The following is a 23,062-nucleotide window of genomic DNA, read 5'->3' as shown; positions in this document are numbered from 1 at the left end:
CACCCGACCGGGGCCCCGTCGCTCATGCCGTCCGCATCCGCTCCGGCGTCAGATCCGCTCCAGGACCTTCGCCAGCAGCGCGCCCATGCGCTCGGCGGAGGCCTTGCCGGCCTCCAGCACCTCGGCGTGGTTGAGCGGCTCGCCGGTCATGCCGGCGGCCAGGTTGGTGACCAGGGAGATGCCCAGCACCTCGGCACCGGCCTCGCGGGCCGCGATGGCCTCCAGCGTGGTGGACATGCCGACCAGCTCGCCGCCGATCACCCGGGCCATGTTGACCTCGGCCGGGGTCTCGTAGTGCGGGCCGCGGAACTGCACGTAGACGGCCTCGTCCAGGCTCGGGTCGACCTCGCGGCACAGCTCGCGCAGCCGCTTGGAGTAGAGGTCGGTGAGGTCGACGAAGTTCGCGCCGACGATCGGGGAGTCGGCGGTCAGGTTGATGTGGTCGCTGATCAGGACCGGCTGGCCGGGCGTCCAGGTGGGACGCAGGCCGCCGCAGCCGTTGGTCAGCACGATGATCCCGCAGCCGGCCGCGGCGGCGGTGCGCACGCCGTGGACGACGGTGGCGACGCCGTGGCCCTCGTAGTAGTGGTTGCGGCCGAGGAAGATCAGGGCGCGCTTCTCGCCGATCTTCACCGAGCGGATCTTGCCGGCGTGGCCGGCCACGGCGGGGGCGGGGAAGCCCGGCAGGTCGGTGACCGGGAACTCCGCCACCGTCTCGCCGAGGGCGTCGGCGGCCGGCACCCAGCCGGAGCCCATCACCAGGGCGACGTCGTGGCGCTCGGCACCGGTCAGCTCGCGCAGGCGCTCGGCGGCGGCCTGGGCGGCGGCGTAGGGGTCGGCGGAGACGACCGACTCAGGAGATGCGTTCACGTGTCCGAGGATAGACGGGAAACGGCTACGCGCGTAGAAATTCCTGGTACGACGTGCCGGATCGTTACCCGGATGGCGTGCACGGCCGGTTCGGCCCCGCCCCGGTGCGTCGGGCCGGCCCGGCGGTTCGGGCCGGGCCGCCCGGGTCGCTTCGTCGGGCCGGACCTCAGCAGGGACGGCGGCGCAGGTCCAGGACGTAGTCGTCGGGGGCGCCGGCGCTCTCCGCCGCGTCCGCGATCAGGCCCAGGTAGCGGGCCGCGGGCAGGCCGCCCTCGTAGTCGTTCAGCACGTACGTCCAGACCGGCACGTCGCCGTCCAGGGTCTGCGCCCGCAGCTTGATCTTGCGGTAGATGCCGAGCTGGACGCCCTCCCAGCGGTCCAGCCCCTCCTCGTCCATCGGTGCCACGTCGTACAGCGAGACGAAGACCTGGTCCTTCTCGTCCTCCACCACGGTGGCCAGCGAGCCCTCCCAGCCGAGGTGCTCGCCGCCGAAGGTGAGCCGCCAGCCGGACAGCCACCCGGTGCCGCGCAGCGGCGAGTGCGGGGCGCGGCGGGTCATCTGCCGGGCATCGAGGTTCGTGGCATACGCGGCGTAAAGGGGCATGGGGGGAAGCCTACGTTCACCGGCCGATCCGACAGAAGCCCCGACCCCGGCGTGGCAGTGCTCCCGGCGTGCGGGACAATGGTTGACGTGACTCGGATCGTGATCATCGGTGGCGGACCCGGCGGCTACGAGGCGGCGCTGGTGGCCGCTCAGCTCGGCGCGGAGGTGACCGTCGTCGACCGCGACGGCCTGGGCGGATCGGCGGTGCTCACGGACTGTGTGCCGTCCAAGACGCTGATCGCGACGGCGGAGGTGATGACGACCTTCGACAGCTCGTACGAGGAACTCGGCATCATCGTCGCCGACGACACCCCGCACATCGACAGCCCCGCCCGCGTGGTCGGCGTCGACCTCGGCAAGGTCAACCGTCGTGTGAAGCGACTGGCCATCGCGCAGTCCCACGACATCACCCAGTCCGTCACCCGGGCCGGCGTCACCGTGCTGCGCGGCCGCGGCCGGCTCGGCACCGGCGGCCAGGCCGTCGACGGCTCCCGCGAGGTGCTGGTGGACGCGCCCGACGGCAGCGTCCAGTCGCTGCGCGCCGACGCCGTGCTGATCGCCACCGGCGCCCACCCGCGCGAGCTGCCCGACGCCCAGCCCGACGGCGAGCGGATCCTCACCTGGACCCAGGTCTACGACCTGGAGGAGCTGCCGCGCGAGCTGATCGTGGTCGGCTCCGGCGTCACCGGCGCCGAGTTCGCCGGCGCCTACCAGGCGCTGGGCTCCAAGGTCACCCTGGTCTCCTCGCGCGACCGGGTGCTGCCGGGCGAGGACCCGGACGCCGCCGAGGTGCTGGAGGAGGTCTTCCGCCGCCGCGGCATGAACGTGATGAGCCGCTCGCGGGCCGAGAGCGCCAAGCGGATCGGCGACACCGTCGAGGTGATCCTCTCCGACGGCACGGTGATCGAGGGCAGCCACTGCCTGATGGCGGTCGGCTCCATCCCGAACACCGCCGAGATGGGCCTGGAGGAGGCCGGGGTCAAGCTCAACGACTGGGGCCAGATCCAGGTCGACCGGGTCTCCCGCACCAGCGCCCCCGGCGTCTACGCGGCCGGCGACTGCACCGGCGTCTTCATGCTCGCCTCGGTGGCGGCCATGCAGGGCCGGATCGCCATGTACCACGCGCTCGGCGACGCGGTGCAGCCGCTGAACCTCAAGACCGTGGCCTCCAACGTCTTCACCGACCCCGAGATCGCCACCGTCGGCTACACCGCCGCCGACGTGAAGTGCGGCAAGATGGACGCGGTCGAGGTCAAGCTCCCGCTGCGCGGCAATCCGCGGGCCAAGATGCAGGGCATCCGCGACGGCTTCGTGAAGCTGTTCTGCCGCCCCGGCACCGGCATCGTGGTCGGCGGCGTGGTGGTCGCCCCGCGCGCCAGCGAGCTGATCCACTCGATCTCGCTCGCGGTGGACGCCAATCTGACGGTCGAACAGGTGGCCAGCGCCTTCACCGTCTACCCGTCGGTCTCCGGCTCCACCGCCGAGGCCGCCCGCCAGCTCCACATCCGCAAGCGCGCCGAGGGCGAATCCTGAGCCCAGGGCGCTCAGTTGGGGGCGGTCGCCGTTCGGCGGCCGCCCTTCGCGCATCCCCGGCCGTCACTCGGACGGCGGGCGCAGTCCCGGATCACCGACGGCGCGCATTGTACGGTCACGCGCCGCTCCGGCGTGAGCAATTCCCGCTACTAGCAGCAAACGCCTGAAAGCAGACGGTCACGCAGGTTACCGTCGGTTCTGTGTTTGCAGCAGAACGTCGCCAGTTGATCCTCGAAATGGTGCGCGCCAACGGAGCGGTCTCGCTCCGGGAGTTGGCCCGCGTCGTCCAGACCTCCGAAGTGACCGTGCGCCGCGACGTACGGGCCCTGGAGGCAGAAGGGCTCCTCGACCGCCGGCACGGCGGCGCGGTGCTCCCCGGCGGCTTCAGCCGCGAACCCGGCTACCCGCAGAAGACCCACCTGTCCGCCGCCGAGAAGAGCGCCATCGCCGATCTCGCCGCCGGCCTGGTGGAGGAGGGCGACGCCGTGGTGGTCGGCGCCGGCACCACCACCCAGGAACTCGCCCGCCGCCTCGCCCGGGTGCCCGGGCTGACCGTGGTGACCAACTCGCTGCTGGTCGCCCAGGCGCTCGCGCACGCCAACCGGGTGGAGGTGGTGATGACCGGCGGCACCCTGCGCGGCTCCAACTGCGCCCTGGTCGGCAGCGGCGCCGAGCAGTCCTTGCACGGGCTGCGGGTCTCCAAGGCCTTCATCTCCGGCAGCGGACTGACCGCCGAGCGCGGCCTGTCGACCGCCAACATGCTCTCCGCGAGCGTGGACCGGGCACTGGTGCAGTCGGCCGTCGAGGTGATCGTCCTCGCCGACCACACCAAGCTCGGCGCGGACAGCATGTTCCCGACCGTCCCCACCGACAGCATCACCCGCCTCGTCACCGACGAGCACGCCACCGCCGACGACACCACCGCCCGGGAACTCGACGCGCTCGCCGACTGCGGCGTGCAGATCGACCTCGCGCCGCTCGGCGCCCCGCCGTCCGGCGACGCCCCCGTGCACGGCACCGGCAGCGGCCCCGTCCACCAGACCCAGCCGGGACCGCCGGCCCGCCGCCCCGTCGCGCCGCCCCCCGGCGGCGGCGCCCCGCTGCCCGGCCAGCGCCGGCCCGGCGTCCACGGCCCCGGCGGGCCGGGAGGCCCGGGCGGGCCGCTGCCGGCCCGGCTGGCCGAACTCGGCCTCCAGCGCGGACGCTGACCCCCGCACCGCTCCCGCACCGCCCGGTCGTCCGCCACCTGCTCGACCGCTCGCTCCACCGCCTGCGTCATCACCTGCTCCACCGCCGAGAACACGACCGGTCCGCACACCCGAAGGTGTACGGACCGGCGGCGGAGCGACGCGGGAGGCGTCAGTCCTTGATCTCGCAGAGCGCCGCACCGCTGGAGACGCTCGCCCCCACCTCGGCCTTGAGGCCGACGACGGTGCCCGCCTTGTGCGCGTTCAGCGGCTGCTCCATCTTCATCGCCTCCAGGACGACGATCAGCTCGCCCTCCGCGACGACCCGGCCCTCCTCGACCGCGACCTTGACGATGGTGCCCTGCATCGGCGACGCCAGCGTGTCACCGCTGACCGCCGAACCGGCCTTCTTCGCCCCCACCCGGCGCTTGGCCTTCGCGGCCCCCGCACCGGCCGCCGGAGCGCTCGACACGCCCAGCGAGGACGGCAGCGACACCTCGATCCGCTTGCCGCCGACCTCGACGACCACGGTCTCCCGGCCCTCGGCCTCCTCGCCCTCGCCGGCCGCACCGGAGAACGCGGGGATGGTGTTGTCGAACTCGGTCTCGATCCACCGGGTGAAGACCTTGAACGGCCCGTCACCGCCGTGCACCTCCGGCGCGAACGCCGGGTCGGTGACGACCGCCTGGTGGAACGGGATGGCGGTGGCCATGCCCTCGACCTTGAACTCCGCCAGCGCGCGCTTCGCCCGCTCCAGCGCCTGCTTGCGGTCCCGGCCGGACACGATCAGCTTGGCCAGCAGCGAGTCCCAGGCCGGGCCGATCACCGAACCGGTCTCCACACCCGAGTCCAGGCGCACGCCCGGGCCGGACGGCGGCGCGAACAGCGTCACCGTGCCCGGCGCCGGCAGGAAGTTGCGGCCCGGGTCCTCACCGTTGATGCGGAACTCGAACGAGTGACCGCGCACCTCCGGGTCGCCGTACCCGAGCTCCTCGCCGTCCGCGATCCGGAACATCTCGCGGACCAGGTCGATCCCGGTGACCTCCTCGGTGACCGGGTGCTCCACCTGCAGACGGGTGTTGACCTCCAGGAAGGAGATCGTGCCGTCCACCGCCACCAGGAACTCGCAGGTCCCGGCGCCCTCGTAGCCGGCCTCCTTGAGGATGGCCTTCGACGCCCGGTACAGCTCGGCGTTCTGCTCCGCGGTCAGGAACGGCGCGGGCGCCTCCTCGACCAGCTTCTGGTGCCGGCGCTGCAGCGAGCAGTCACGGGTCGAGACGACCACGACGTTGCCGTGCTTGTCGGCCAGGCACTGGGTCTCCACGTGCCGCGGGTTGTCCAGGTAGCGCTCGACGAAGCACTCGCCGCGCCCGAAGGCGGCGACCGCCTCGCGCACCGCGGACTCGTACAGCTCCGGGATCTCCTCCAGCGTGCGGGCGACCTTCAGGCCGCGGCCGCCGCCGCCGAACGCCGCCTTGATGGCCACCGGCAGACCGTGTTCGCGGGCGAACGCGACGACCTCGTCGGCACCCGAGACCGGGTCCGGCGTACCGGCCACCAGCGGGGCACCGGCGCGCTGCGCCACGTGCCGGGCGGTCACCTTGTCGCCGAGGTCGCGGATGGCCTGCGGCGGCGGGCCGATCCAGGTGAGGCCCGCGTCGATCACGGCCTGGGCGAAGTCGGCGTTCTCCGACAGGAAGCCGTAGCCGGGGTGGACGGCGTCCGCACCCGAGTCGGCGGCGGCCTGGAGGACCTTGGCGATGTCCAGGTAGCTGGTGCCGGGGGTGTCGCCGCCCAGCGCGTAAGCCTCGTCGGCCGCGCGGACGTGCAGCGCATCCCGGTCCGGCTCGGCGTAGACGGCGACGCTGGCGATACCGGCGTCCGAGCAGGCACGGGCGACGCGGACGGCGATTTCCCCGCGGTTGGCGATGAGCACCTTGCGCACTGTGGCTCCCTTCTTGAACCTCGTCGAGTTTATGGATTCCTGGGCGGTACCGGCGAGTAGCCCCAGGTTGTGAACTATCCCACACGGAGGGTGATGCGCCCGGACGGGTGGTGGGCGGCCCGACGGGAGTCCTTGCAGGTGGTGGTGGGTGCGGTGGCGGCGGCCCGGCGCTTGCGCTCGGTGACGGGGCGGCGTGGCGCGGTGGTGGGCTCGGCCACACCGCCGGCGCTCCGCGAGCCGGGCTCAAGCGGTGGCGGTGGGCGCGGGGGTCCGGGCGGGCGGCGCGGAGGCCGGTGCGGGGGCGCCCGGCGGGGCGGGTGCGCGCTCCAGGGCCGCGGCGGTGACGTCGGCGACCTCCTCGACGACGTCGGGCCCGTAGGCGGCCGGGTTGACCACCTTGAGCAGCAGGGCGAAGGTGCCGTCCGTGCCGTACCGGCGGGCCAGCCGGCGGTGGTGGTTCACCAGGTGGCGGACCCCGGCGTGGTTGGCGGTGCCGGTCTGGCCGGAGACCAGGAAGACCGGGCGGCCGTCCTCGGGGGTGGCCAGCCGGGCCAGCAGCACGTACTCGCCGGCCTCCGGGTCGGCGGCGTAGGACCGGCCGCCGACGGTGATGGTGTTGTCCGGCCGGGCGAGGCCGCTGGAGACGGTCACCCCGGGCAGGCCCCAGGCGAGGTGGGCGGCCATCCGCTCGTTGGAGACGGGGCCGCCGAAGCAGAGCTCGGTCCTGGCGCCGAGGCCGCGTGGTGCGGCGTCGTGCGCCACCAGGTCGGCGTGCGCGCCGCACTCCTTCACCAGGGCGGCCAGCTCCATCAGCGCGAAGGCGTCGCGCCGGGTGACCGTCCGGGGGTGGGCGCCGGTGCCGATGCTGCGGTTGACCACGATCAGGCACTCGCTGCCGGCGGGCAGGCCGAGGAAGGCCCTGGCCCGTTCCAGCCGGCGTCTTCGGCGCAGGCTCTGGCCCAGCCAGCCGAGTGCGGCGCTGATCGCGCTGGCCAGCAGGCCCAGCAGTACGTTGAGCAGACCGTCAGTCATCCGCTCGCCACCTCCCCCGTCGCCCCGGAGCGCCGATGCGGTCCGGACGCCCCTCCAGCGTGCATCAATCGAGGTTACCAACAGGGCGGTTGGCGACAATTGCGCCGGTGTTTGGCGCACCGGCGACGGTCGCCCCGGGACGCCGGGGTCAGGCCCAGAGGTCGGTGATCCGGACGTCCAGTTCGGCGAGCAGCGTGCGCAGCAGCGGCAGGGAGAGGCCGATGACGTTGCCCGGGTCGCCGTCGATGCCCTCGACGAACGGCGCCGAGCGGCCGTCCAGGGTGAACGCGCCCGCCACGTGCAGCGGCTCGCCGGTGGCGATGTAGGCGGCCACCTCGGCGTCGTCGGGGGTGCCGAAGCGCACGGTGGTGGAGGCGGTGGCGAAGGCCTGCCGGCCGTTGGCGGTGTCGATCACGCAGTGGCCGGTGCGCAGCACGCCGGCCCGCCCGCGCATGGACCGCCAGCGGGCCAGTGCCTCGGCCTCGTCGGCGGGCTTGCCGAGGGCCAGGCCGTCCAGCTCCAGCACCGAGTCGCAACCGACGACCAGTTCGCCGTCGGTGAGGCCGGCGGCGACGGCCTCGGCCTTGGCCCGGGCGAGGACGAGTGCGAGTTCGCCGGGGGTGGCGGCGGTAAGCGCGTCCTCGTCGACGCCGCTGACCACCACGCGCGGGTCGAGGCCCGCCTGGCGCAGCAGCCCGAGGCGGGCGGGGGAGGCGGAGGCGAGGACGAGGGTGCGGCGGTCGGTCATGCCCACCAGGGTAGAGGGAGGCCCGGGGCGGTCCGCCGCCCGGTGATCGTCAGATCATCAGGAGGACGGCGAGCAGCAGGGCGAGGACGGCGAGCACATGGCCGGCCCGGTGCAGCTTCTTCTGCATCCGGCGGGCTTCCGGTGAGGGCTCGTCGCGGGGGTCTGACCAGAGCATCGTTCCAGGGTGCTCCGGCGGGCGCCGGGGGCGCCTGAGTATCCGTACTCAGCTTTCGGGGCAATCCGGGCTCTTCGGCGCGCCGGTCGCCCGGAACTCTGCAGAGCGACGACTTTGCAAAGTCGTCACGGGCCTCGACGAGGAGCCGCTCCGCCCGTGTGCGGAGCGGCTCCCAGGCGCGTGCACTTTGCAAAGCGACGACTTTGCAAAGTGCACGCCCGGGGGGGCGTCCGCGGGAGCACCCCGGGGGGTGCTAGCCGGCCCAGCCGGAGGTGCGCCAGGTGTTGACGCCGGGGCGCGGGGCGGCGCGCAGCCGGCGCGCGCGGTCGTTCCAGGGGGAGTCCGGGCCGGCGCCGGCGCGGCGGGCGGCCTCGGCTGCGGCCTGCGCGGCGGCGGCCCGGGCCTGGACCACCGCCAGGACGGTGGCCAGCTCCTCGGGGGTCGGCTGCCCGTGCAGCACGTGGATCGGGGCCATGCTCAATCCTCTCGCGGCGTTCCTGCTCGAAGCGACTACAGCGGAATGTTCCCGTGCTTCTTCGGCGGCAGTACCTCGCGCTTGCCGCGCAGCGCGCGCAGCCCGCGCACGATGTGCCGGCGGGTCTCGCTCGGCGCGATCACGGCGTCCACGTAGCCGCGCTCGGCGGCCAGGTACGGGTTGAGCAGGGTGTCCTCGTAGGAGGCGATCAGCTCGGCCCGCCGCTCGTCGGCGTTCCCGGCCGCCTCGGCCTCGGCGATCTCCCGCCGGTGCAGGATGTTGACCGCGCCCTGCGCGCCCATCACGGCGATCTGCGCGGTGGGCCAGGCCAGGTTGAGGTCGGCGCCCAGGTGCTTCGACCCCATGACGTCGTACGCGCCGCCGAAGGCCTTGCGGGTGATCACGGTGATCAGCGGCACGGTCGCCTCGGCGTAGGCGTAGATCAGCTTGGCGCCGCGGCGGATGATGCCGTCCCACTCCTGCTCGGTGCCGGGCAGGAAGCCGGGCACGTCGACGAAGGTGATCACCGGGATGTTGAACGAGTCGCAGGTGCGGATGAACCGCGCGGCCTTCTCGCTGGCGGCGATGTCCAGGCAGCCCGCCAGGTCCATCGGCTGGCTGCCGACGATGCCCACCGAGTGGCCCTCGACCCGGCCGAAGCCGGTGATGATGTTGCCCGCGTACAGCGGCTGGGTCTCCAGGAACTCGCCGTCGTCGAGCACGTGCTCGACGACCTTGTGCATGTCGTACGGCTGGTTCGCCGAGTCCGGCACCAGGGTGTCGAGTTCGAGGTCCTCGTCGGTGACGGACAGGTCCGCCTCCTCCGGGAAGGACGGCGGGTCGGAGAGGTTGTTCGACGGCAGGTACGAGAGCAGGCTCTTGACGTACTCGACCGCCTCCTTCTCGTCCGTGGCCAGGTAGTGCGCGTTGCCGGACTTGGTGTTGTGGGTGCGCGCGCCGCCCAGCTCCTCCATGCCGACGTCCTCGCCGGTGACGGTCTTGATCACGTCGGGGCCGGTGATGAACATGTGCGAGGTCCGGTCGGCCATCACCACGAAGTCGGTGATCGCGGGGGAGTAGACCGCGCCGCCCGCGCAGGGGCCCATGATCAGCGAGATCTGCGGGACCACCCCGGAGGCGTGCACATTGCGGCGGAAGATCTCGCCGTACAGGCCGAGCGAGACCACGCCCTCCTGGATCCGGGCGCCGCCGGAGTCGTTGATGCCGATGACCGGGCAGCCGGTCTTCAGCGCGAAGTCCATCACCTTGACGATCTTCTCGCCGAACACCTCGCCCAGCGAGCCGCCGAAGACGGTGAAGTCCTGGGCGAACACGGCGACCTGACGGCCGTCGACGGTGCCGTAGCCGGTGACCACGCCGTCGCCGTACGGCCGGTTGCGCTCCTGGCCGAAGTTGGTCGAGCGGTGCCGGGCGAACTCGTCGAACTCGACGAAGGAGTCCTCGTCCAGCAGCTCCGCGACCCGCTCGCGGGCCGTCAGCTTGCCCTTGGCGTGCTGCTTCTCCACGGCCTTGGCGGAGCCGGAGTGCACCGCCTCGTCGATCCTGCGCCGGAGGTCGGCGAGCTTGCCGGCGGTGGTGTGCGGGTCGTACGACGCCTCGGTCATTGCGGTGGCTCTCCCTGCATCCTGGGCCGCGACCTGTTTTCGGGGGCGCGCGGGCCGGGTGGGGGCCGGCGCGGACGAGGGGTGCAGGGCGGCACAACGAACTACCGTTGGGTAGCGTAGCCAGCGCGGGGGTTGGACGTAATGTCCGACCGTTATGGCCAGCGACACACTGTGATTGACGCCGGTTGTGGGGGACGATGGGGCGGCCTACGGCCTCGCCGGGCCGTGCCCGTTCTAGGGTGAACCGCATGACCTCCGACACCCCCCGCCGCAGTGGACTGCGCGGTCTCGGCCACGCCGGGCCGTCGCCGTGGACCGACCTGGACCGCCCGCCGCTGGACGCCGCCGCGCTCCGCCGGGACCTGCTGCTCCCCGGCGGGCTCTGGACCTCCCTCGACATCGTCGAGGAGACCGGGTCCACCAACACCGACCTCGCCGCCCGGGCCCGCGAGGGCGCCCCGCAGGGCGCGGTGCTGGTCGCCGAGGCCCAGAACTCCGGCCGCGGCCGGCTCGAACGGCAGTGGAGCGCCCCCGCCCGCTCCGGTCTCTTCCTGTCCGTCCTGCTTCGCCCGGACGGGGTACCCGTCGAACGCTACGGCTGGCTGCCGATCCTGGTCGGCGTGGCCGCCGCGAGCACCCTGAGCCGGGTCGCCGAGGTCGAGGTCGGCCTGAAGTGGCCCAACGACCTCCAGGTGGAGATCGACGGCGCGGAGCGCAAGCTCGGCGGCATCCTCACCGAGCTGGGCGGCGGCGCGGTGGTCGCCGGCCTCGGCCTGAACGTCTCGCTGCGCGACGCCGAACTGCCCGTTCCCACCGCCGCCTCGCTCGCCCTGGCCGGCGCCGCCGTCACCGACCGGTCCACCCTGCTGCGCGCCCTGCTGCGCGAGTTCGCCGGGCTGTACGGGGAGTGGACGGCCGCCGCGGGCGACCCCCACGCCAGCGGCCTGCTGCGCGCGTACGCGGACCGCTGCACCACGCTGGGGCGTCCGGTGAAGGTGCTGCTGCCCGGCGACCGCGAACTGCGCGGCGAGGCGGTCGCGGTGGACGGGGACGGCCGGCTGGTGGTCCGCACCCCCGACGGTGCCCGGCGGGCGGTCGGCGCGGGGGACGTCGTCCACGTGCGCCCGGAGCCGCGCGGCACGCGGTAGCGGCGCCGTACGCCGGGCGGGCGCCCCGTGCGTCCCCTTGCTTCCCCTTGACCCGGGCGGATGCCCCGGATCGCGCGATTCCGTGCGAACATTCCACCTGGCAGCAGTGTGAGGCGCGCCACTGCCCGCCGGGTGGCGGGCGCGCCCGGACTGGCAGGACACGAGGCGAGTGCGGCGACCGCACGGGGACGGACCGGTGGCAGAGGACGGCAGCAACGGCGGCGGCAACGGCGCCGGAGGCAACGGCGGCCCGGCGGGCTCCGACGACCAGACCGTCGCCCTCGACCTCGAACGCCTCATCCTGGACGCGCCGCGCCGCTACACCCCGTACCAGGCCGCCCGGGCGGCCGACGTCCCGATGGAGCTGGCCACCCGCTTCTGGCGGGCGATGGGCTTCCCGGACATCGGGCAGTCCCGGGCGCTGACCGACGGCGACGTGATCGCGCTGCGCCGGCTGGCCGGCCTGGTCGAGTCGGGCCTGCTGAGCGAGTCGATGGCGATCCAGGTGGCCCGGTCCACCGGCCAGACCACGGCCCGGCTGGCGGGCTGGCAGATGGACACCTTCCTGGAGAACCTCACCCAGTCCGTCGAGCCCGGCCTGACCCGCGCCGACGTCGCGTACCCGCTGGTCGAGCTGCTGCTGCCGGAGCTGGAGCAGTTCCTGGTGTACGTGTGGCGGCGGCAGCTGGCCGCCGTCACCGGCCGGGTGGTGCAGGCCGCCGACGACAACGAGATCACCAGCGGGCGGCTCGCCGTCGGCTTCGCCGACCTGGTCGGCTTCACCCGGCTGTCGCGGCGGCTGGAGGAGGAGGAGCTCGGCGAGCTGGTCGAGACCTTCGAGAACACCTGCTCCGACCTGATCGTCGGCCAGGGCGGCCGGGTGATCAAGACGCTCGGCGACGAGATCCTCTTCGTCTCCGAGGACCCGGTGACGGCCGCCGGGATCGCGCTCGGCCTGATCGAGGCGCTGGCCGAGGACGACACCATCCCCGCGCTGCGGGTCGGCATGGCCTTCGGCACGGTCACCTCGCGGATGGGCGACGTCTTCGGCACCACGGTCAACCTGGCCAGCCGGCTCACCTCGATCGCGCCCAAGGACGCGGTGCTGATCGACGGCGAGTTCGCGGCCGCGCTGGAGCAGAACGGCAGCGTCGCCCCGCCCGACCTGGACGGCCCCGGGCTCGCCGAGGCGCTGTCGGCGGCGGCCGGGATGCCGCCGTCCGGCCAGGCCCCGGGACCGGACGCCGCCCACCGGTTCAATCTGCAGCCGATGTGGCGCCGCCCGGTGCGCGGGCTCGGGCTGGTCGAGCCGTGGCTGCTCTCCCGGCGGACGCGCACCGCGTAGCGCCCGGCGGCCCGGCGCGCGGGTGCCGCGCCGCGACACGCCGAACGGCGGACCGTCACACGGCCGTGCGGACGTGAAGTCGAAAACGGGGCATAACCGACCGAAACCGCCATAGTCTTGGTGCAGGCGCCTCAGTGCGATCGGTCTCGGGGCGGCGCTGCCGGACGGGCGGGAGCGGTCGTGGGCGCGGGCGTCCGGGCGGACCACCAGCAGGACCGAGCACAGGGAGCGAGGCGAGCCGGTGAGCAGTGAGGCGATCATGACGGACCGCGGCCGGACCCAGCAGCCGCCCGCCGTCCCCGAGCCCGGGGCGGCTCCCGGGGGCGCCCAGGTCACCGACGCGCGGCTGCGGGCCGTGGTCGAACTCGCCCAGGACATGGCCGGTGCGCTCACCCCGCTGGAGGCCGTCCGCGCCGCCGCCGCCCGCGCCACCGGGGCGCTCGGTGCGACGATGGCCGCCGTCTCGGTCTGGGACCGCGAGTCCGGCCGGCTGAGGGTCCTGGTCAACCACGGCGACCTCGCCCCGGGCGAGGAGGAGCTGCCCGAGGACGAGTCCTACCCGGTCGCCGACTTCCCCGAGATCGTCACGTACCTGGAGGAGCGCTGGACCACCGGCCGGCTGCCGCGCGCCTGGGTGCAGACCGCCGACAACAGCCAGCCGCACGCGGGGCACGCGCACCCGACCGCCGGCGCGTACTGCCAGGAGCGCGCCGCCGCGCTGCGGCGGCGCGGCCGGGCCTGCTGCGTGGTCGCGCCGATCGTGCTGCACGGGCAGGCCTGGGGCGAGCTCTACCTCGCCCGCACCGCCGGGATGCCCGCCTTCACCGAGGCCGACGCCGACTACGCGACCCTGCTGGCCGCCCAGATCTCGGCCGGGCTCGCCCAGACCGAACGCCTCGCCGACCTGCGCAAGCTCGCCTTCTCCGACCCGCTCACCGGCCTCGCCAACCGGCGCGCGGTGGACGCCCGGCTGGAGAGCGCGCTGGCCGCGCACAACCGGGACAACACCGTGGTCTCGCTGGTGGTCTGCGACGTCAACGGCCTCAAGCGGGTCAACGACCAGCTCGGCCACGAGGTCGGCGACCGGCTGCTGGAACGGTTCGCCCACCAGCTGTCGCTGGCCGCCGCCAAGCTCCCCGGCAGCCTCGCCGCCCGGCTCGGCGGCGACGAGTTCTGCCTGCTGGTCGAGGGGCAGAAGGCGGACGAGGTGGTGGCCGCCGCCGAGGAGCTGTGCGCGCGGGCGCTGGCCCTGGCCGAGGGCGAGGGCGTGGCCTGCGGCGTCGCCTCCACCGGCGACTCGATCGGCCCCGTCACCACCCCCGACCGGTTGTTCCGGCTCGCCGACGCCGCCCAGTACCGGGCCAAGGCCGCCCGGGCCGCCCACCCGGTGGTGGCCGGGCGCAGCCACGGCCCGGGGTTCTCGCCCGACCCGACGGTGCTGCTCGCCGACGCCGCCGATCCGCAGCACCGCGGCGACGGCCGGTTCCGCCCGGGCGGCCGGGCCGGGGCCGGGGACCGGCGGCGCTTCCGCGGCGCCGCGCACAGCGCCGACCCGGGGCAGCTGCTCACGGCGGTGCTCGCCGCGCTCGACCGCCAGGGCGCGGCGCGGGCCGTGCACCCGGCCGACACCGTCGGCAAGCTCGCGGTGGTGGCCGAGACGGCGGCCCGGCTGCTGGACGCGGTCGGCTGGTGGATCTCCTACGTGCCGCCCGGCTCGCAGCTGATGCGCACCGCGCGGCACGCCGTCTACCGGATGACCAGCGGGCCGAGCAGCACCCGGGCGGAGACCCAGCGGGCCCAGATCGAGGCCCCGGACGCCGTCTTCGACCTGCGCCACTACCCGATGACGCGGCGGGCGGTGCGCGGTGGCGCCTTCGCGCTGCGCGCGGGCGCGGCGGGCAACGACCCGGCGGAGGAGGCCATGCTGGTGGTCTCCGGCTACCGCGGCATGGTGGCGGCCGGCGGCCGGAACCCGGCGGGCGGCTGGCTGCTGGAGCTGTTCGCCGACGACGCCACCCTGCCGCTGGGCCAGGTGGCCTCGGCGCTGCGGGCGCTGGTCGCGGTGGCCCTGGCCGGTCCGGCCTCCCCGCCGGAGGGCTGAGGGCCCGGCCCCGGGAATTGTGGTGCTCCGGTGACCGGAGTGTTCCGAGCGGGTCGCGGTCCGGCGGCGGGGGTGGGCGCGGCGGGGCGGGCGTGGGAAGGTGTCGGCGGTCGGCGGGCCGTCGGGGCGCGCCGGATCGGAAACAACGGGGTCGATTGCTGTGCGCGTTCGGTTGACGGGTCTGGTTCTCTCCGCGGTGCTCGCGTTCGGCGGCGCGCCGGCCGCCGCCTCGGCGGCTTCGGCGGCATCGGCGGCCGCGCCCGCGCCGCGGACAGCGGTGGCGGCGGCGGACCGGCAGAGCGGGGAGGGCCGGGCCGGTGCGGCGGCGGCCCGGCACGACACCACGCGGCTGGCCGACTCCAATGACAAGGCCAAGGACAAGTCGAAGAAGAAGAAAAAGAAGAAGAAGGGATTCGGCAGGTTCATCGGCCTGGTCATCGGCGCCGTGGTGCTGCTGGCGGTGATCGCCGTGGTCGTCGCCCTGCTGCTGGTGCTGCGCCGCCGCAACCGGTCCTGAGCCGGGGACTGCGGCCGGGGTGGCGGCCGGCGACTGCGGTCGGGGGCTTGGCGGGGGGCTGCGCGGGCTCAGGCCCCGGTGGTGCCGAGCGCGCCGAGCAGGGCCGCCACGACCTGGTCGGCGTAGCCGGCGTCGAGCGGGCCGAGCCCGTGCAGCCAGCGGTAGTACAGCGGGCCGTAGAGGAGCTCGACGGCGACGTCGAGGTCCGCGTCCGCCCTCAGCTGTCCGGCCTCCCGGGCGGCCCGCAGGCGGTCGCGGGTGACTTCGAGCAGCGGGTCCAGGAGCCGTTCGCGGTACTCGCGCAGCAGGTCGGGGTCGGTGAGCACCTCGGCGGTGAGGGCGCGTCCGGTGCGGTTGAAGGCGGGGTCGGCGAGTTCGAGGGCGGTGAGCCGCAGGACGGCGCGCAGGTCCTCGCCGAGGTCGCCGGTGTCGGGGAGGGCGAGGCTGCCGGAGGCGTTCTCGTTGGCGGCGAGGAAGGCGTCGAAGACGACGGCGCCCTTGGACGGCCACCAGCGGTAGATGGTCTGCTTGCCGACGCCGGCGCGGGCGGCGATCTTCTCGATGGTGAGCTTGCCGAAGCCGATCTCGGCGACGAGTTCGGCGGCGGCGGTGAGGATCGCGGTGCGGCTCTGTTCGCTGCGGCGGCTGGGGTCGGGGGTGTTCTGCGCTCTGGCCATGAACGTCATCCTACGAGCTGACGAGACGATCCGTATCGTCTTGACGAGGTGATCCGAAAGGTGCATTCTTGTGGAACATCAGCGAGACGAACCGTCTCGTCTCGCACATGCCGAAGGGAACGCCCGTGCCCCGCCCCGCCGCCCACATCGCCATGGTCTCCATCCCGGCCCACGGCCACGTCAACCCGAGCCTCGCCCTGATCGCCGAACTCGTCGCCCGCGGCCACCGGGTCAGCTACGTCAACGACCCGTCCTTCGCGGAGACCGTCGCCGCCACCGGCGCCACGCTCGTCCCGTACCCGACGGCGCTGCCGATCGGCGGCGACTCCTCGGGGTGGCCGGAGGACCCGGTCGCCGTCCAGGACGTCTTCCTCGACGACGCCCTCGCCATGACCCCGGTGCTGCAGCGGCTCTTCGCCGAGGACCGGCCCGACCTCGTGCTGTACGACATCGGCGCCTTCGCCGCGCGGGCGGTGGCCGAGGGCCACGGCGTGCCGGTGGTCCAGCTCTCGCCCACCATGGTCGGCTGGGAGGGCATCGAGCAGGACATGGCCGAGTTCTTCGAGACGCTGCGCACCGGCCCCGGCGGCCCCGAGCACTACCGGCGGTTCGGCGACTGGCTGGCCGGCACCGGCGCGGTCGTCCGGGACGTCGAGCGGTTCAAGAACCGCCCCGACCGCGCGATCGCACTGATCCCGCGGGCCCTGCAGCCCAACGCGGACCGGGTCGACACCGAGCGGATCACCTTCGTCGGCCAGTGCTTCGGCGACCGCTCGCACCAGGGCGGCTGGCAGCGGCCCGCCGGCGCGGAGCGGGTGCTGCTGGTCTCGTTCGGCTCGGCCTACACCGACCGGCCCGCCTTCTACCGCCAGTGCCTGGAGGCCTTCGGCGGCCTGCCCGGCTGGCACGTCGTCCTCCAGGTCGGCAAGCAGACCGACCTCGCCGCGCTGGGCGAGGTGCCGGCCAATGTCGAGGTGCACCGCTGGGTGCCGCAGTTCGACGTGCTGGCGCAGGCCGACGCCTTCGTCACCCACGCCGGCACCGGCGGCGCCAGCGAGGGCCTGTACCACGGCGTGCCGATGATCGCGGTGCCGCAGGCCGTCGACCAGTTCGCCAACGCGGACTCACTGGTGGGGCTCGGCGTCGCCCGGCGGCTGGACACCGACGACGCCACGGCCGACGCGCTGCGCGCCGCGCTGCTGGAGCTGACCGGCGACCCGGCGGTGGTCGCCCGCCTCGCCGAACTGCGCGCCGAGGCCCGGGCCGAGGGCGGTACGGAGCGCGCGGCGGACCTCGTCGAGGCGGAGCTGAAGTGAGGGGAGGCCGTCAGGCGATCCGGTCGGGGCGGGTGTAGACGTTGGCGCCCTCGCCGCGCAGGAAGCCGACCAGGGTCAGGCCCAGCTCCTCGGCGAGGTCCACGGCGAGCGAGGACGGCGCCGAGACGGCGGCCAGCAGCGGTACGCCGGCCAGCGCGGCCTTCTGGGTCAGCTCGAACGAGGCCCGGCCGCTGACCAGCAGCACCTGTCCGGTCAGCGGCAGCCGGCCCTCGCGCAGCGCCCAGCCGACCACCTTGTCCACCGCGTTGTGCCGTCCGACGTCCTCGCGGGCGCAGAGCAGCTCGCCGCTGCGGCCGTCGAACAGGCCGGCGGCGTGCAGGCCGCCGGTGGAGTCGAACGTCCGCTGGGCGGCGCGCAGCCGGTCCGGCAGCCCGTACAGCAGCGCGGGCGGGACGGTCAGCGGGTCCTCGCCGACCGGGTGGCGGACATGGGTGCGCACCGCGTCCACGGTGTCCCGGCCGCACAGGCCGCAGGCGCTGGTGGTGAGCAGGTTGCGGTGGGCGGAGAGCGGCAGCGCCCGGGCACCGCGCGGTGTCGCGTCGACCACGTTGTAGGTGTTGGCGCCGTTCTCGTCGGTGCCGGCGCAGTAGCGCAGCGCCGCGAGGTCCTCGGCCGTGTGCACGATGCCCTCGCCGACCAGGAAGCCGGCCACCAGGTCGAAGTCCTGGCCGGGGGTGCGCATGGTGACGGTGAGCGGTTCGCCGCCGAGCCGGATCTCCAGCGGTTCCTCGGCGGCCAGCGCGTCCGGCCGGGTGGTGCGCCCGTCCCCGCGCAGCCGGAGCACCCGCCGCCGTGCCGTCGCCCGCGTCATCGCCTGGTCCGCCTCTCCGTCCACCGCGTCCGGCTCCCCGCCGTCCGCCTCCCCACAGCGTGCGCCACCGGGGCGGGTATTCGAAAATCCAGGTGACCGGCCGGTGCGGTGGTCGACGTTCAACCACACGAGAGTGGTTGTCATATCTTCATTCACCTGGTGAGATGGTGTATATGGATATGCACAGTGCTGCGGCCCCCCACGCGCCGCTCGTCCGGGTCGGCAAGGCCGACGTCAGCGCCGAGGACGTGCTGGCCGTCGCCCGGGGGAACGCCCGGGTCGAGATCGGACCCGACGCGCTCGCCGAGATGGCGGCCTCGCGCGCCCGGATCGACGCCCTGGCGGCCGAACCGCGCCCCGTCTACGGCGTCTCCACCGGCTTCGGCGCCCTCGCCGTGCGGCACATCAGCCCCGAGCTGCGCGCCCAGCTCCAGCGCTCGCTGGTGCGCTCGCACGCCGCCGGGATGGGCCCGGCGGTCGAGCGCGAGGTGGTCCGCGCGCTGGTGTTCCTGCGGATGAAGACCCTCGCCAGTGGACGCACCGGCGTGCGCCCGCTGGTCGCCGAGACCATGGCCGCGATCCTCAACGCCGGCATCACCCCGGTGGTCCGCGAGTTCGGCTCGCTCGGCTGCTCCGGCGACCTCGCACCGCTGTCGCACTGCGCGCTCGTCCTGATGGGCGAGGGCGTGGCCACCGGCCCCGACGGCGTCGAGAAGCCCGCCGGCGAACTGCTCGCCGCCGCCGGCATCGAGCCCGTCGAACTGCTGGAGAAGGAGGGCCTCGCCCTCATCAACGGCACCGACGGCATGCTCGGCATGCTCGTGATGGCCATCGCCGACCTGCGGCGCCTGTTCACCACCGCCGACATCACCGCCGCGATGACCCTGGAGGCGCTGCTCGGCACCGACAAGGTGCTCGCCCCCGAGCTGCACGCCCCGATCCGCCCGCACCCCGGGCAGGCGCTGTCCGCCGCCAACATGCTGGCCGTGCTCAAGGGCTCCGGCCTGACCGGCCACCACCAGGACGACGCCCCGCGCGTCCAGGACGCCTACTCGGTCCGCTGCGCCCCGCAGGTGGCCGGTGCCGGGCGCGACACCCTCGCGCACGCCCAGCTGGTGGCCTCCCGCGAACTGGCCGCCTCGGTCGACAACCCGGTGGTGCTGCCGGACGGCCGGGTGGAGTCCAACGGCAACTTCCACGGCGCCCCGGTCGCCTACGTGCTGGACTTCCTCGCCATCGCCGCCGCCGACCTCGGCTCGATCTCCGAGCGCCGCACCGACCGGCTGCTCGACAAGGCCCGCTCGCACGGCCTGCCGGCCTTCCTGGCCGACGACCCGGGCGTGGACTCCGGTCTGATGATCGCCCAGTACACCCAGGCGGCGCTGGTCAGCGAGAACAAGCGGCTCGCCGTGCCGGCCTCGGTCGACTCGATCCCCTCCTCGGCCATGCAGGAGGACCACGTCTCGATGGGCTGGTCCGCCGCCCGCAAGCTGCGCCAGGCGGTGGAGAACCTCGGCCGCATCCTCGCCGTCGAACTCACCGCCGCCGCGCGCGCCCTGGAGATCCGCCGGCAGGCCGGCGCCGCGGGCGAGCCGGCCCCGGCCACGACCGCGGCGCTGGCCGCCGCCCGCGCCGCCGGGGTGGGCGGCGCCGGGCGCGACCGCTTCCTGTCGCCCGACCTGGAGGCCGCCGCCGCGCTGGTCGCCTCCGGCGAGCTGGTGCGGGCGGTCGAGCGGGTCACCGGGCCGCTGGCCTGACGGTCGGACGGACCGCGTGGAGCGGGTGGGACGGGTGACGGCGGCTCAGGACGGCGCGCTACTCCCACTCGCTCCGCGCGGCCGCCGAACGGCGCTTCTCCTCGCCGCGTTCGGCCAGCGAGGCCGAGAGGTTGACGCCGACGATGCCGCCCCAGCACACCAGCAGGCCCCAGAACCCGGCGGCGCCGGCGCCGATACCGGACAGCGGGATGCCCAGCGCCATGGAGACGATCGCCAGCCGGGTGCTCGAACGGCCGGACCGGCGCTGCCCGTGCCCGCGCCCCGGCGGGGCATAGGGCCGGCCGTACCCGTCGGCCGGGCCGAGCCGCTCGCTGACCCGGCGCTCCACCCGGGCGTCCAGCCGGGCGTCGAGCCGGGAGAGGAAGGAGTCGAGGAGCTCCGACTCGTACTCCTTGCCGAGCTCCTTGCGGGCCTGCAACGTGGCGTCCAGATCGCGCCGCAGGTCGTCCTGGCGAGTGTCCATGGACACCAGCCTGCGCCCGGCGGGCCGGGCGGGTCCACCCGTTCGCCCGGAATCAGGGCGGTCTCAGGGGGATTTCAGGGTCACCCCGAGGCGGTCGGCGGCCCGCCCGGGGCCGCATCCCGGGCGTCTCGGCGGGCGTCCCGTCGTACGAGACGTCTTTGCCAGCCGCCGCCCGCTGCTGCACAGTCATCCGAACAGCTCGCATCCGGAGGTACCGCCATGACCGCCACCGACGACGCCGGCACGGTCGGGCCCTCCGCCCGGCTGCTCCAGCTCTTCGAAGGCCACCGGCTCACCCCCACCCAGCGGCGGATCGCCCACTCGCTGGTGCGGCACGCCACCGAGGCACCGTTCCTGTCCAGCGTCGAGGTCGCCGAACTCGCCGGGGTCAGCCAGCCCTCGGTGACCCGGTTCGCGGTCGCCCTCGGCTACGACGGCTACCCGGCGCTGCGCAAGCAGTTGCGCGAGCTCGGCGCCGGCGAACCCGCCGCCCCCGAGACCCCGGCCGACGCCGTCCGCAACGAGCACCAGCAGGCCGTCCTCGCCGAGATCGAGCACCTGCGCCACCTCGCCGAACTGCTCGCCGACCCCGAGCCCATCACCCGCGCCGCCCGGCTGCTCGCCGCCTCCCGCCCGCTGCCCGTGCTCGGCCTGCGCGCCGCCTCCGCGCAGGCGCGCGGCTTCGCGTACTTCGCCGCCAAGGTGCACCCGGACATCCGGCTGCTCGACGAGGGCGGCAGCATGCTCGCGGACCGACTGGAGCAGGCCGCCGCGGCGGGCGCGAGCGTACTGCTCTGCTTCGCCCTGCCGCGCTACCCGCGCGAGCTGATGGACGCCCTGGCGGTGGCCCGCGAGTGCGGACTGACCGTCATCACCGTGGCCGACAGCGTCTTCGCGCCGGTCGCCAAGCTCTCCGACCTGATGCTGCCGGCCGCCGTCGGCACCGGCCTGGTCTTCGACACCGCCTGCGCGCCGATGATGCTCGGCCGGGTGCTGCTGCAGACCATGTGCGACGAACTCCCCGGCGCCGAGGCCAGGCTGGAGGCCATCGAGCAGTCGGCGGCGTCCCGAGGCCTGTTCCTGGAGTAGCCGGCCTCAGGCTTCGAGCGTCCGCCGGATCCGCTCCAGGGTCACCCGCATGCCGGCCCGGTTGGCCGCCGCCCGCCGCTGCGGGGGCATCCCGGTGAACACCTTGCCGAGCAGTTCGGCGACCGGCGCGCCCCGCCCGGTCCGCAGGTCCCGCCAGTACTCGGTGAGGGTCGTGCCGCCGTCCCCGTCGGACTCGAAGCGGTAGCCCCACTCGGCGATCGGCAGCCCGAACGAGTCCACCCGGAAGGCGAACTCGCGCCCCGGTCGGGCCGTCGTCACCCGGCAGGTGGTGAACCAGACGAACAGGCCGCGGCGGTTGAAGCCGACGAACCGCTCACCGGCCCGCAGCGTCCCCCGGCGGGCCCACACCGCCCGGCACTCGGGGCTCCACTCGCCCATCCGCCGCACCTCGCTGACGGCGCGGTAGACCGCCGCCGGCTCCGCCGCCACGCCGAGGCTCTCCTCGACACCCCACTCGCGGTCCACGCCGCCCCTCCCCGTCGCCCGCCGGCCGTACGCCGGTCCCGCCGACCGTACCCGCAGGTTGGCGATCCGCCCAGGGCGGGCATCACTCCAGTCAGGGGGTGCCGCCATGCGCGTGATCCACGAAATGAAGTTCGTCGGCCGGCTCGCCTCGGGAGCCGACGAGTGGTCCTGCCCGACCTGCGGACGCCGCGTCACCCTGCGCCGTCTGCCCGACCCCGAACTCACCGTCCTCGACCCGGGCGACGAGACCGTCGTCCACGTCGGCGTGATCGAACCCGACGCCCGCGCCGCCGCGGCCGCCGACCAGTACGGCCTCGGCCCCGTCCAGGAGATCCCCCGCCCACCCCGCACCCCCGTCCCCGACGCCGCCGACCGCCGCTGGCTGGAGGAGATCGGCATCAACTGGGACGACGACGCCGCGGCGTGATGCGCCCGCCTCAACCCGTGTACAACGGCAGCCCGTCGGTGCGCAGTCCCTCCGGAAGAGGCGCTGCCGGCACCACGGGCTCGCCGTACTTCCCCCGTACGGTGCCGAGGTAGGCCCCGTCGCACGGATCGGTGCGGAGCGTCCACGTGCCGTCCCGGGGATCGAGGACGAGCAGCGCGCGGACCCCCGCGGCCGCGTACCAGTCGCTCTTCACGGTGACGTCCCGCGCGCCCTTGGAGCGGGGGACCACCTCCACGGCGAGGGCCGCCTCGTGTGGGTCCGCGAACCGGCGCTCGTCGCCGTCCCAGTCGACGGGCAGGGCCACCAGATCGGGAGTGGCGTAGTCGTCCTGGTCGCCCGGCATGCCGAGGGACGAGCACTGGTAGGCGGCGAACCCGTCCGGCAGGCCCGCGTCGAGCCGTGCCCGCAGCCGCTCGACCGTTCCCGCGTGCTTGCCCCGGCGGGGCGGGGCGAGGATCAGCGTCCCGCCGATGATCTCGACGCCGAGGCCGGTCAGCCGGCTGAGCCGGCCGGCTGCCGTGCGCAGGGCGCCGGGGCGCAAGGGGATTTCCGGCACGGTGTCCTCCGTCGGGGTTCGGCCGGGGCAGCGTAGCGCGGCGGAGCCGGGCGGAGGGGTGCCGACCGGATGGGGTCGACCTCTGGCCGGGGGCTGGATGTTTGGATATATT

General features: G+C 74.3%; 23 protein-coding genes and 1 pseudogene. 10 read left to right on the top strand and 14 right to left on the bottom strand.

All coding sequences use genetic code 11. From position 1 onward, the window contains the following. Positions 1-48 precede the first annotated feature (48 nt). Both ACFU74_RS13670 and ACFU74_RS13665 read right to left on the bottom strand, forming a co-directional pair. Positions 49-870: a purine-nucleoside phosphorylase gene (locus ACFU74_RS13670; RefSeq protein ID WP_380755953.1), complete on the bottom strand. Its 822-nt coding sequence runs from the start codon at positions 868-870 to the stop codon at positions 49-51. A gap of 166 nt (positions 871-1,036) precedes the next feature. Then, positions 1,037-1,474: a gamma-glutamylcyclotransferase gene (locus ACFU74_RS13665; protein ID WP_344331090.1), complete on the bottom strand. Its 438-nt coding sequence runs from the start codon at positions 1,472-1,474 to the stop codon at positions 1,037-1,039. 78 nt (positions 1,475-1,552) lie between these two features. Between ACFU74_RS13665 and ACFU74_RS13660 the strand changes: the two genes are divergently transcribed. Together ACFU74_RS13660 and ACFU74_RS13655 are read left to right on the top strand one after the other, a co-directional pair. Beyond that, on the top strand, positions 1,553-3,007 hold the full coding sequence (locus ACFU74_RS13660; RefSeq protein ID WP_380755951.1) for an NAD(P)H-quinone dehydrogenase: 1,455 nt from the start codon (positions 1,553-1,555) through the stop codon (positions 3,005-3,007). Positions 3,008-3,243: 236 nt separating this feature from the next. After that, on the top strand, positions 3,244-4,215 hold the full coding sequence (locus ACFU74_RS13655; RefSeq protein WP_380755960.1) for a DeoR/GlpR family DNA-binding transcription regulator: 972 nt from the start codon (positions 3,244-3,246) through the stop codon (positions 4,213-4,215). Positions 4,216-4,366: 151 nt separating this feature from the next. Here ACFU74_RS13655 and ACFU74_RS13650 read toward each other — a convergent pair whose 3' ends face one another. From ACFU74_RS13650 to ACFU74_RS13620, 7 genes are all read right to left on the bottom strand, one after another. Then, a complete protein-coding gene (locus tag ACFU74_RS13650) occupies positions 4,367-6,139 on the bottom strand; it encodes an acetyl/propionyl/methylcrotonyl-CoA carboxylase subunit alpha (protein WP_380755949.1) in 1,773 nt (590 codons plus the stop codon). A gap of 74 nt (positions 6,140-6,213) precedes the next feature. Then, a complete protein-coding gene (locus ACFU74_RS13645; protein ID WP_380755947.1) occupies positions 6,214-6,357 on the bottom strand; it encodes a hypothetical protein in 144 nt (47 codons plus the stop codon). Between the two features lie 25 nt (positions 6,358-6,382). After that, on the bottom strand, positions 6,383-7,171 hold the full coding sequence (locus ACFU74_RS13640) for a hypothetical protein (protein ID WP_380755945.1): 789 nt from the start codon (positions 7,169-7,171) through the stop codon (positions 6,383-6,385). A 148-nt stretch (positions 7,172-7,319) separates the two neighbouring features. Next, positions 7,320-7,919: a nucleoside triphosphate pyrophosphatase gene (locus ACFU74_RS13635; protein WP_380755943.1), complete on the bottom strand. Its 600-nt coding sequence runs from the start codon at positions 7,917-7,919 to the stop codon at positions 7,320-7,322. A gap of 49 nt (positions 7,920-7,968) precedes the next feature. Then, on the bottom strand, positions 7,969-8,094 hold the full coding sequence (gene mmpB, locus ACFU74_RS13630) for a morphogenic membrane protein MmpB (protein ID WP_380755941.1): 126 nt from the start codon (positions 8,092-8,094) through the stop codon (positions 7,969-7,971). Between the two features lie 253 nt (positions 8,095-8,347). Next, a complete protein-coding gene (locus ACFU74_RS13625) occupies positions 8,348-8,569 on the bottom strand; it encodes an acyl-CoA carboxylase epsilon subunit (RefSeq protein WP_380755939.1) in 222 nt (73 codons plus the stop codon). Positions 8,570-8,604: 35 nt separating this feature from the next. Beyond that, entirely contained in the window at positions 8,605-10,194 is a 1,590-nt protein-coding gene (locus ACFU74_RS13620; RefSeq protein WP_380755937.1) for an acyl-CoA carboxylase subunit beta, read from the bottom strand. Between the two features lie 248 nt (positions 10,195-10,442). Between ACFU74_RS13620 and ACFU74_RS13615 the strand changes: the two genes are divergently transcribed. The 4 genes and pseudogenes from ACFU74_RS13615 (at position 10,443) to ACFU74_RS13600 (ending at position 15,305) form a co-directional block, all read left to right on the top strand. After that, the gene (locus tag ACFU74_RS13615) at positions 10,443-11,342 is read left to right on the top strand and encodes a biotin--[acetyl-CoA-carboxylase] ligase (protein WP_380755935.1); all 900 of its coding nucleotides are present in this window, start codon (positions 10,443-10,445) and stop codon (positions 11,340-11,342) included. Between the two features lie 169 nt (positions 11,343-11,511). Continuing rightward, on the top strand, positions 11,512-12,687 hold the full coding sequence (locus tag ACFU74_RS13610; protein ID WP_380755933.1) for an adenylate/guanylate cyclase domain-containing protein: 1,176 nt from the start codon (positions 11,512-11,514) through the stop codon (positions 12,685-12,687). 376 nt (positions 12,688-13,063) lie between these two features. Beyond that, positions 13,064-14,206: pseudogene (locus ACFU74_RS13605) on the top strand (diguanylate cyclase domain-containing protein); the annotation flags it as partial. Between the two features lie 754 nt (positions 14,207-14,960). Continuing rightward, entirely contained in the window at positions 14,961-15,305 is a 345-nt protein-coding gene (locus ACFU74_RS13600; RefSeq protein ID WP_380755931.1) for a hypothetical protein, read from the top strand. Between the two features lie 68 nt (positions 15,306-15,373). On the opposite strand, the gene ACFU74_RS13595 is transcribed toward ACFU74_RS13600, so the two are convergent. Continuing rightward, positions 15,374-15,982: a TetR/AcrR family transcriptional regulator gene (locus ACFU74_RS13595; protein ID WP_380755929.1), complete on the bottom strand. Its 609-nt coding sequence runs from the start codon at positions 15,980-15,982 to the stop codon at positions 15,374-15,376. Between the two features lie 107 nt (positions 15,983-16,089). Here ACFU74_RS13595 and ACFU74_RS13590 point away from each other — a divergent pair, with 107 nt between their 5' ends. Beyond that, on the top strand, positions 16,090-17,298 hold the full coding sequence (locus tag ACFU74_RS13590; protein WP_380755927.1) for a macrolide family glycosyltransferase: 1,209 nt from the start codon (positions 16,090-16,092) through the stop codon (positions 17,296-17,298). Between the two features lie 10 nt (positions 17,299-17,308). Here the strand turns inward: ACFU74_RS13590 and fdhD are convergent, their stop codons facing one another. Then, a complete protein-coding gene (gene fdhD / locus ACFU74_RS13585; RefSeq protein ID WP_380755958.1) occupies positions 17,309-18,130 on the bottom strand; it encodes a formate dehydrogenase accessory sulfurtransferase FdhD in 822 nt (273 codons plus the stop codon). Between the two features lie 179 nt (positions 18,131-18,309). On the opposite strand from fdhD, the gene hutH reads away from it, so the two are divergent. Then, positions 18,310-19,887, top strand: a complete 1,578-nt coding sequence (gene hutH / locus ACFU74_RS13580; RefSeq protein WP_380755925.1) for a histidine ammonia-lyase — start codon at positions 18,310-18,312, stop codon at positions 19,885-19,887. 58 nt (positions 19,888-19,945) lie between these two features. Here the strand turns inward: hutH and ACFU74_RS13575 are convergent, their stop codons facing one another. Continuing rightward, complete coding sequence (locus ACFU74_RS13575; protein WP_380755923.1) at positions 19,946-20,371, bottom strand: hypothetical protein; 426 nt, start codon at positions 20,369-20,371, stop codon at positions 19,946-19,948. 219 nt (positions 20,372-20,590) lie between these two features. On the opposite strand from ACFU74_RS13575, the gene ACFU74_RS13570 reads away from it, so the two are divergent. Beyond that, positions 20,591-21,460, top strand: coding sequence for a MurR/RpiR family transcriptional regulator (locus tag ACFU74_RS13570; protein WP_380755921.1), 870 nt, complete (start codon positions 20,591-20,593; stop codon positions 21,458-21,460). Between the two features lie 6 nt (positions 21,461-21,466). On the opposite strand, the gene ACFU74_RS13565 is transcribed toward ACFU74_RS13570, so the two are convergent. Then, positions 21,467-21,946 carry an SRPBCC family protein gene (locus ACFU74_RS13565; protein WP_380755919.1) on the bottom strand — a complete coding sequence of 160 codons (480 nt, stop codon included), beginning with the start codon at positions 21,944-21,946 and terminating at the stop codon, positions 21,467-21,469. 106 nt (positions 21,947-22,052) lie between these two features. On the opposite strand from ACFU74_RS13565, the gene ACFU74_RS13560 reads away from it, so the two are divergent. Then, positions 22,053-22,373, top strand: a complete 321-nt coding sequence (locus ACFU74_RS13560; protein ID WP_380755917.1) for a hypothetical protein — start codon at positions 22,053-22,055, stop codon at positions 22,371-22,373. Positions 22,374-22,383: 10 nt separating this feature from the next. Here the strand turns inward: ACFU74_RS13560 and ACFU74_RS13555 are convergent, their stop codons facing one another. Beyond that, positions 22,384-22,950, bottom strand: a complete 567-nt coding sequence (locus ACFU74_RS13555) for a Uma2 family endonuclease (protein ID WP_380755915.1) — start codon at positions 22,948-22,950, stop codon at positions 22,384-22,386. Between the last annotated feature and the right edge of the window lie 112 nt (positions 22,951-23,062).

Source organism: Kitasatospora sp. NPDC057500, from assembly GCF_042802195.1.
GTDB lineage: Bacteria > Actinomycetota > Actinomycetes > Streptomycetales > Streptomycetaceae > Kitasatospora.
Note: the sequence above shows the minus strand (reverse complement) of the source record. Positions and strands in the feature narration are given on the sequence as shown.

Excerpts from the sequence above, each read along its gene's own strand:
- ACFU74_RS13625 (WP_380755939.1), bottom strand. The coding sequence starts at position 8,569 with ATGGCCCCGATCCACGTGCTGCACGGGCAGCCGACCCCCGAGGAGCTG.
- mmpB (WP_380755941.1), bottom strand. The coding sequence starts at position 8,094 with ATGCTCTGGTCAGACCCCCGCGACGAGCCCTCACCGGAAGCCCGCCGG.
- ACFU74_RS13635 (WP_380755943.1), bottom strand. The coding sequence starts at position 7,919 with ATGACCGACCGCCGCACCCTCGTCCTCGCCTCCGCCTCCCCCGCCCGC.
- ACFU74_RS13615 (WP_380755935.1), top strand. The coding sequence starts at position 10,443 with ATGACCTCCGACACCCCCCGCCGCAGTGGACTGCGCGGTCTCGGCCAC.
- ACFU74_RS13595 (WP_380755929.1), bottom strand. The coding sequence starts at position 15,982 with ATGGCCAGAGCGCAGAACACCCCCGACCCCAGCCGCCGCAGCGAACAG.
- ACFU74_RS13660 (WP_380755951.1), top strand. The coding sequence starts at position 1,553 with ATGGTTGACGTGACTCGGATCGTGATCATCGGTGGCGGACCCGGCGGC.
- fdhD (WP_380755958.1), bottom strand. The coding sequence starts at position 18,130 with ATGACGCGGGCGACGGCACGGCGGCGGGTGCTCCGGCTGCGCGGGGAC.
- ACFU74_RS13620 (WP_380755937.1), bottom strand. The coding sequence starts at position 10,194 with ATGACCGAGGCGTCGTACGACCCGCACACCACCGCCGGCAAGCTCGCC.
- ACFU74_RS13575 (WP_380755923.1), bottom strand. The coding sequence starts at position 20,371 with ATGGACACTCGCCAGGACGACCTGCGGCGCGATCTGGACGCCACGTTG.
- ACFU74_RS13560 (WP_380755917.1), top strand. The coding sequence starts at position 22,053 with ATGCGCGTGATCCACGAAATGAAGTTCGTCGGCCGGCTCGCCTCGGGA.
- ACFU74_RS13665 (WP_344331090.1), bottom strand. The coding sequence starts at position 1,474 with ATGCCCCTTTACGCCGCGTATGCCACGAACCTCGATGCCCGGCAGATG.
- hutH (WP_380755925.1), top strand. The coding sequence starts at position 18,310 with ATGCACAGTGCTGCGGCCCCCCACGCGCCGCTCGTCCGGGTCGGCAAG.
- ACFU74_RS13640 (WP_380755945.1), bottom strand. The coding sequence starts at position 7,171 with ATGACTGACGGTCTGCTCAACGTACTGCTGGGCCTGCTGGCCAGCGCG.
- ACFU74_RS13655 (WP_380755960.1), top strand. The coding sequence starts at position 3,244 with ATGGTGCGCGCCAACGGAGCGGTCTCGCTCCGGGAGTTGGCCCGCGTC.
- ACFU74_RS13590 (WP_380755927.1), top strand. The coding sequence starts at position 16,090 with ATGCCGAAGGGAACGCCCGTGCCCCGCCCCGCCGCCCACATCGCCATG.
- ACFU74_RS13570 (WP_380755921.1), top strand. The coding sequence starts at position 20,591 with ATGACCGCCACCGACGACGCCGGCACGGTCGGGCCCTCCGCCCGGCTG.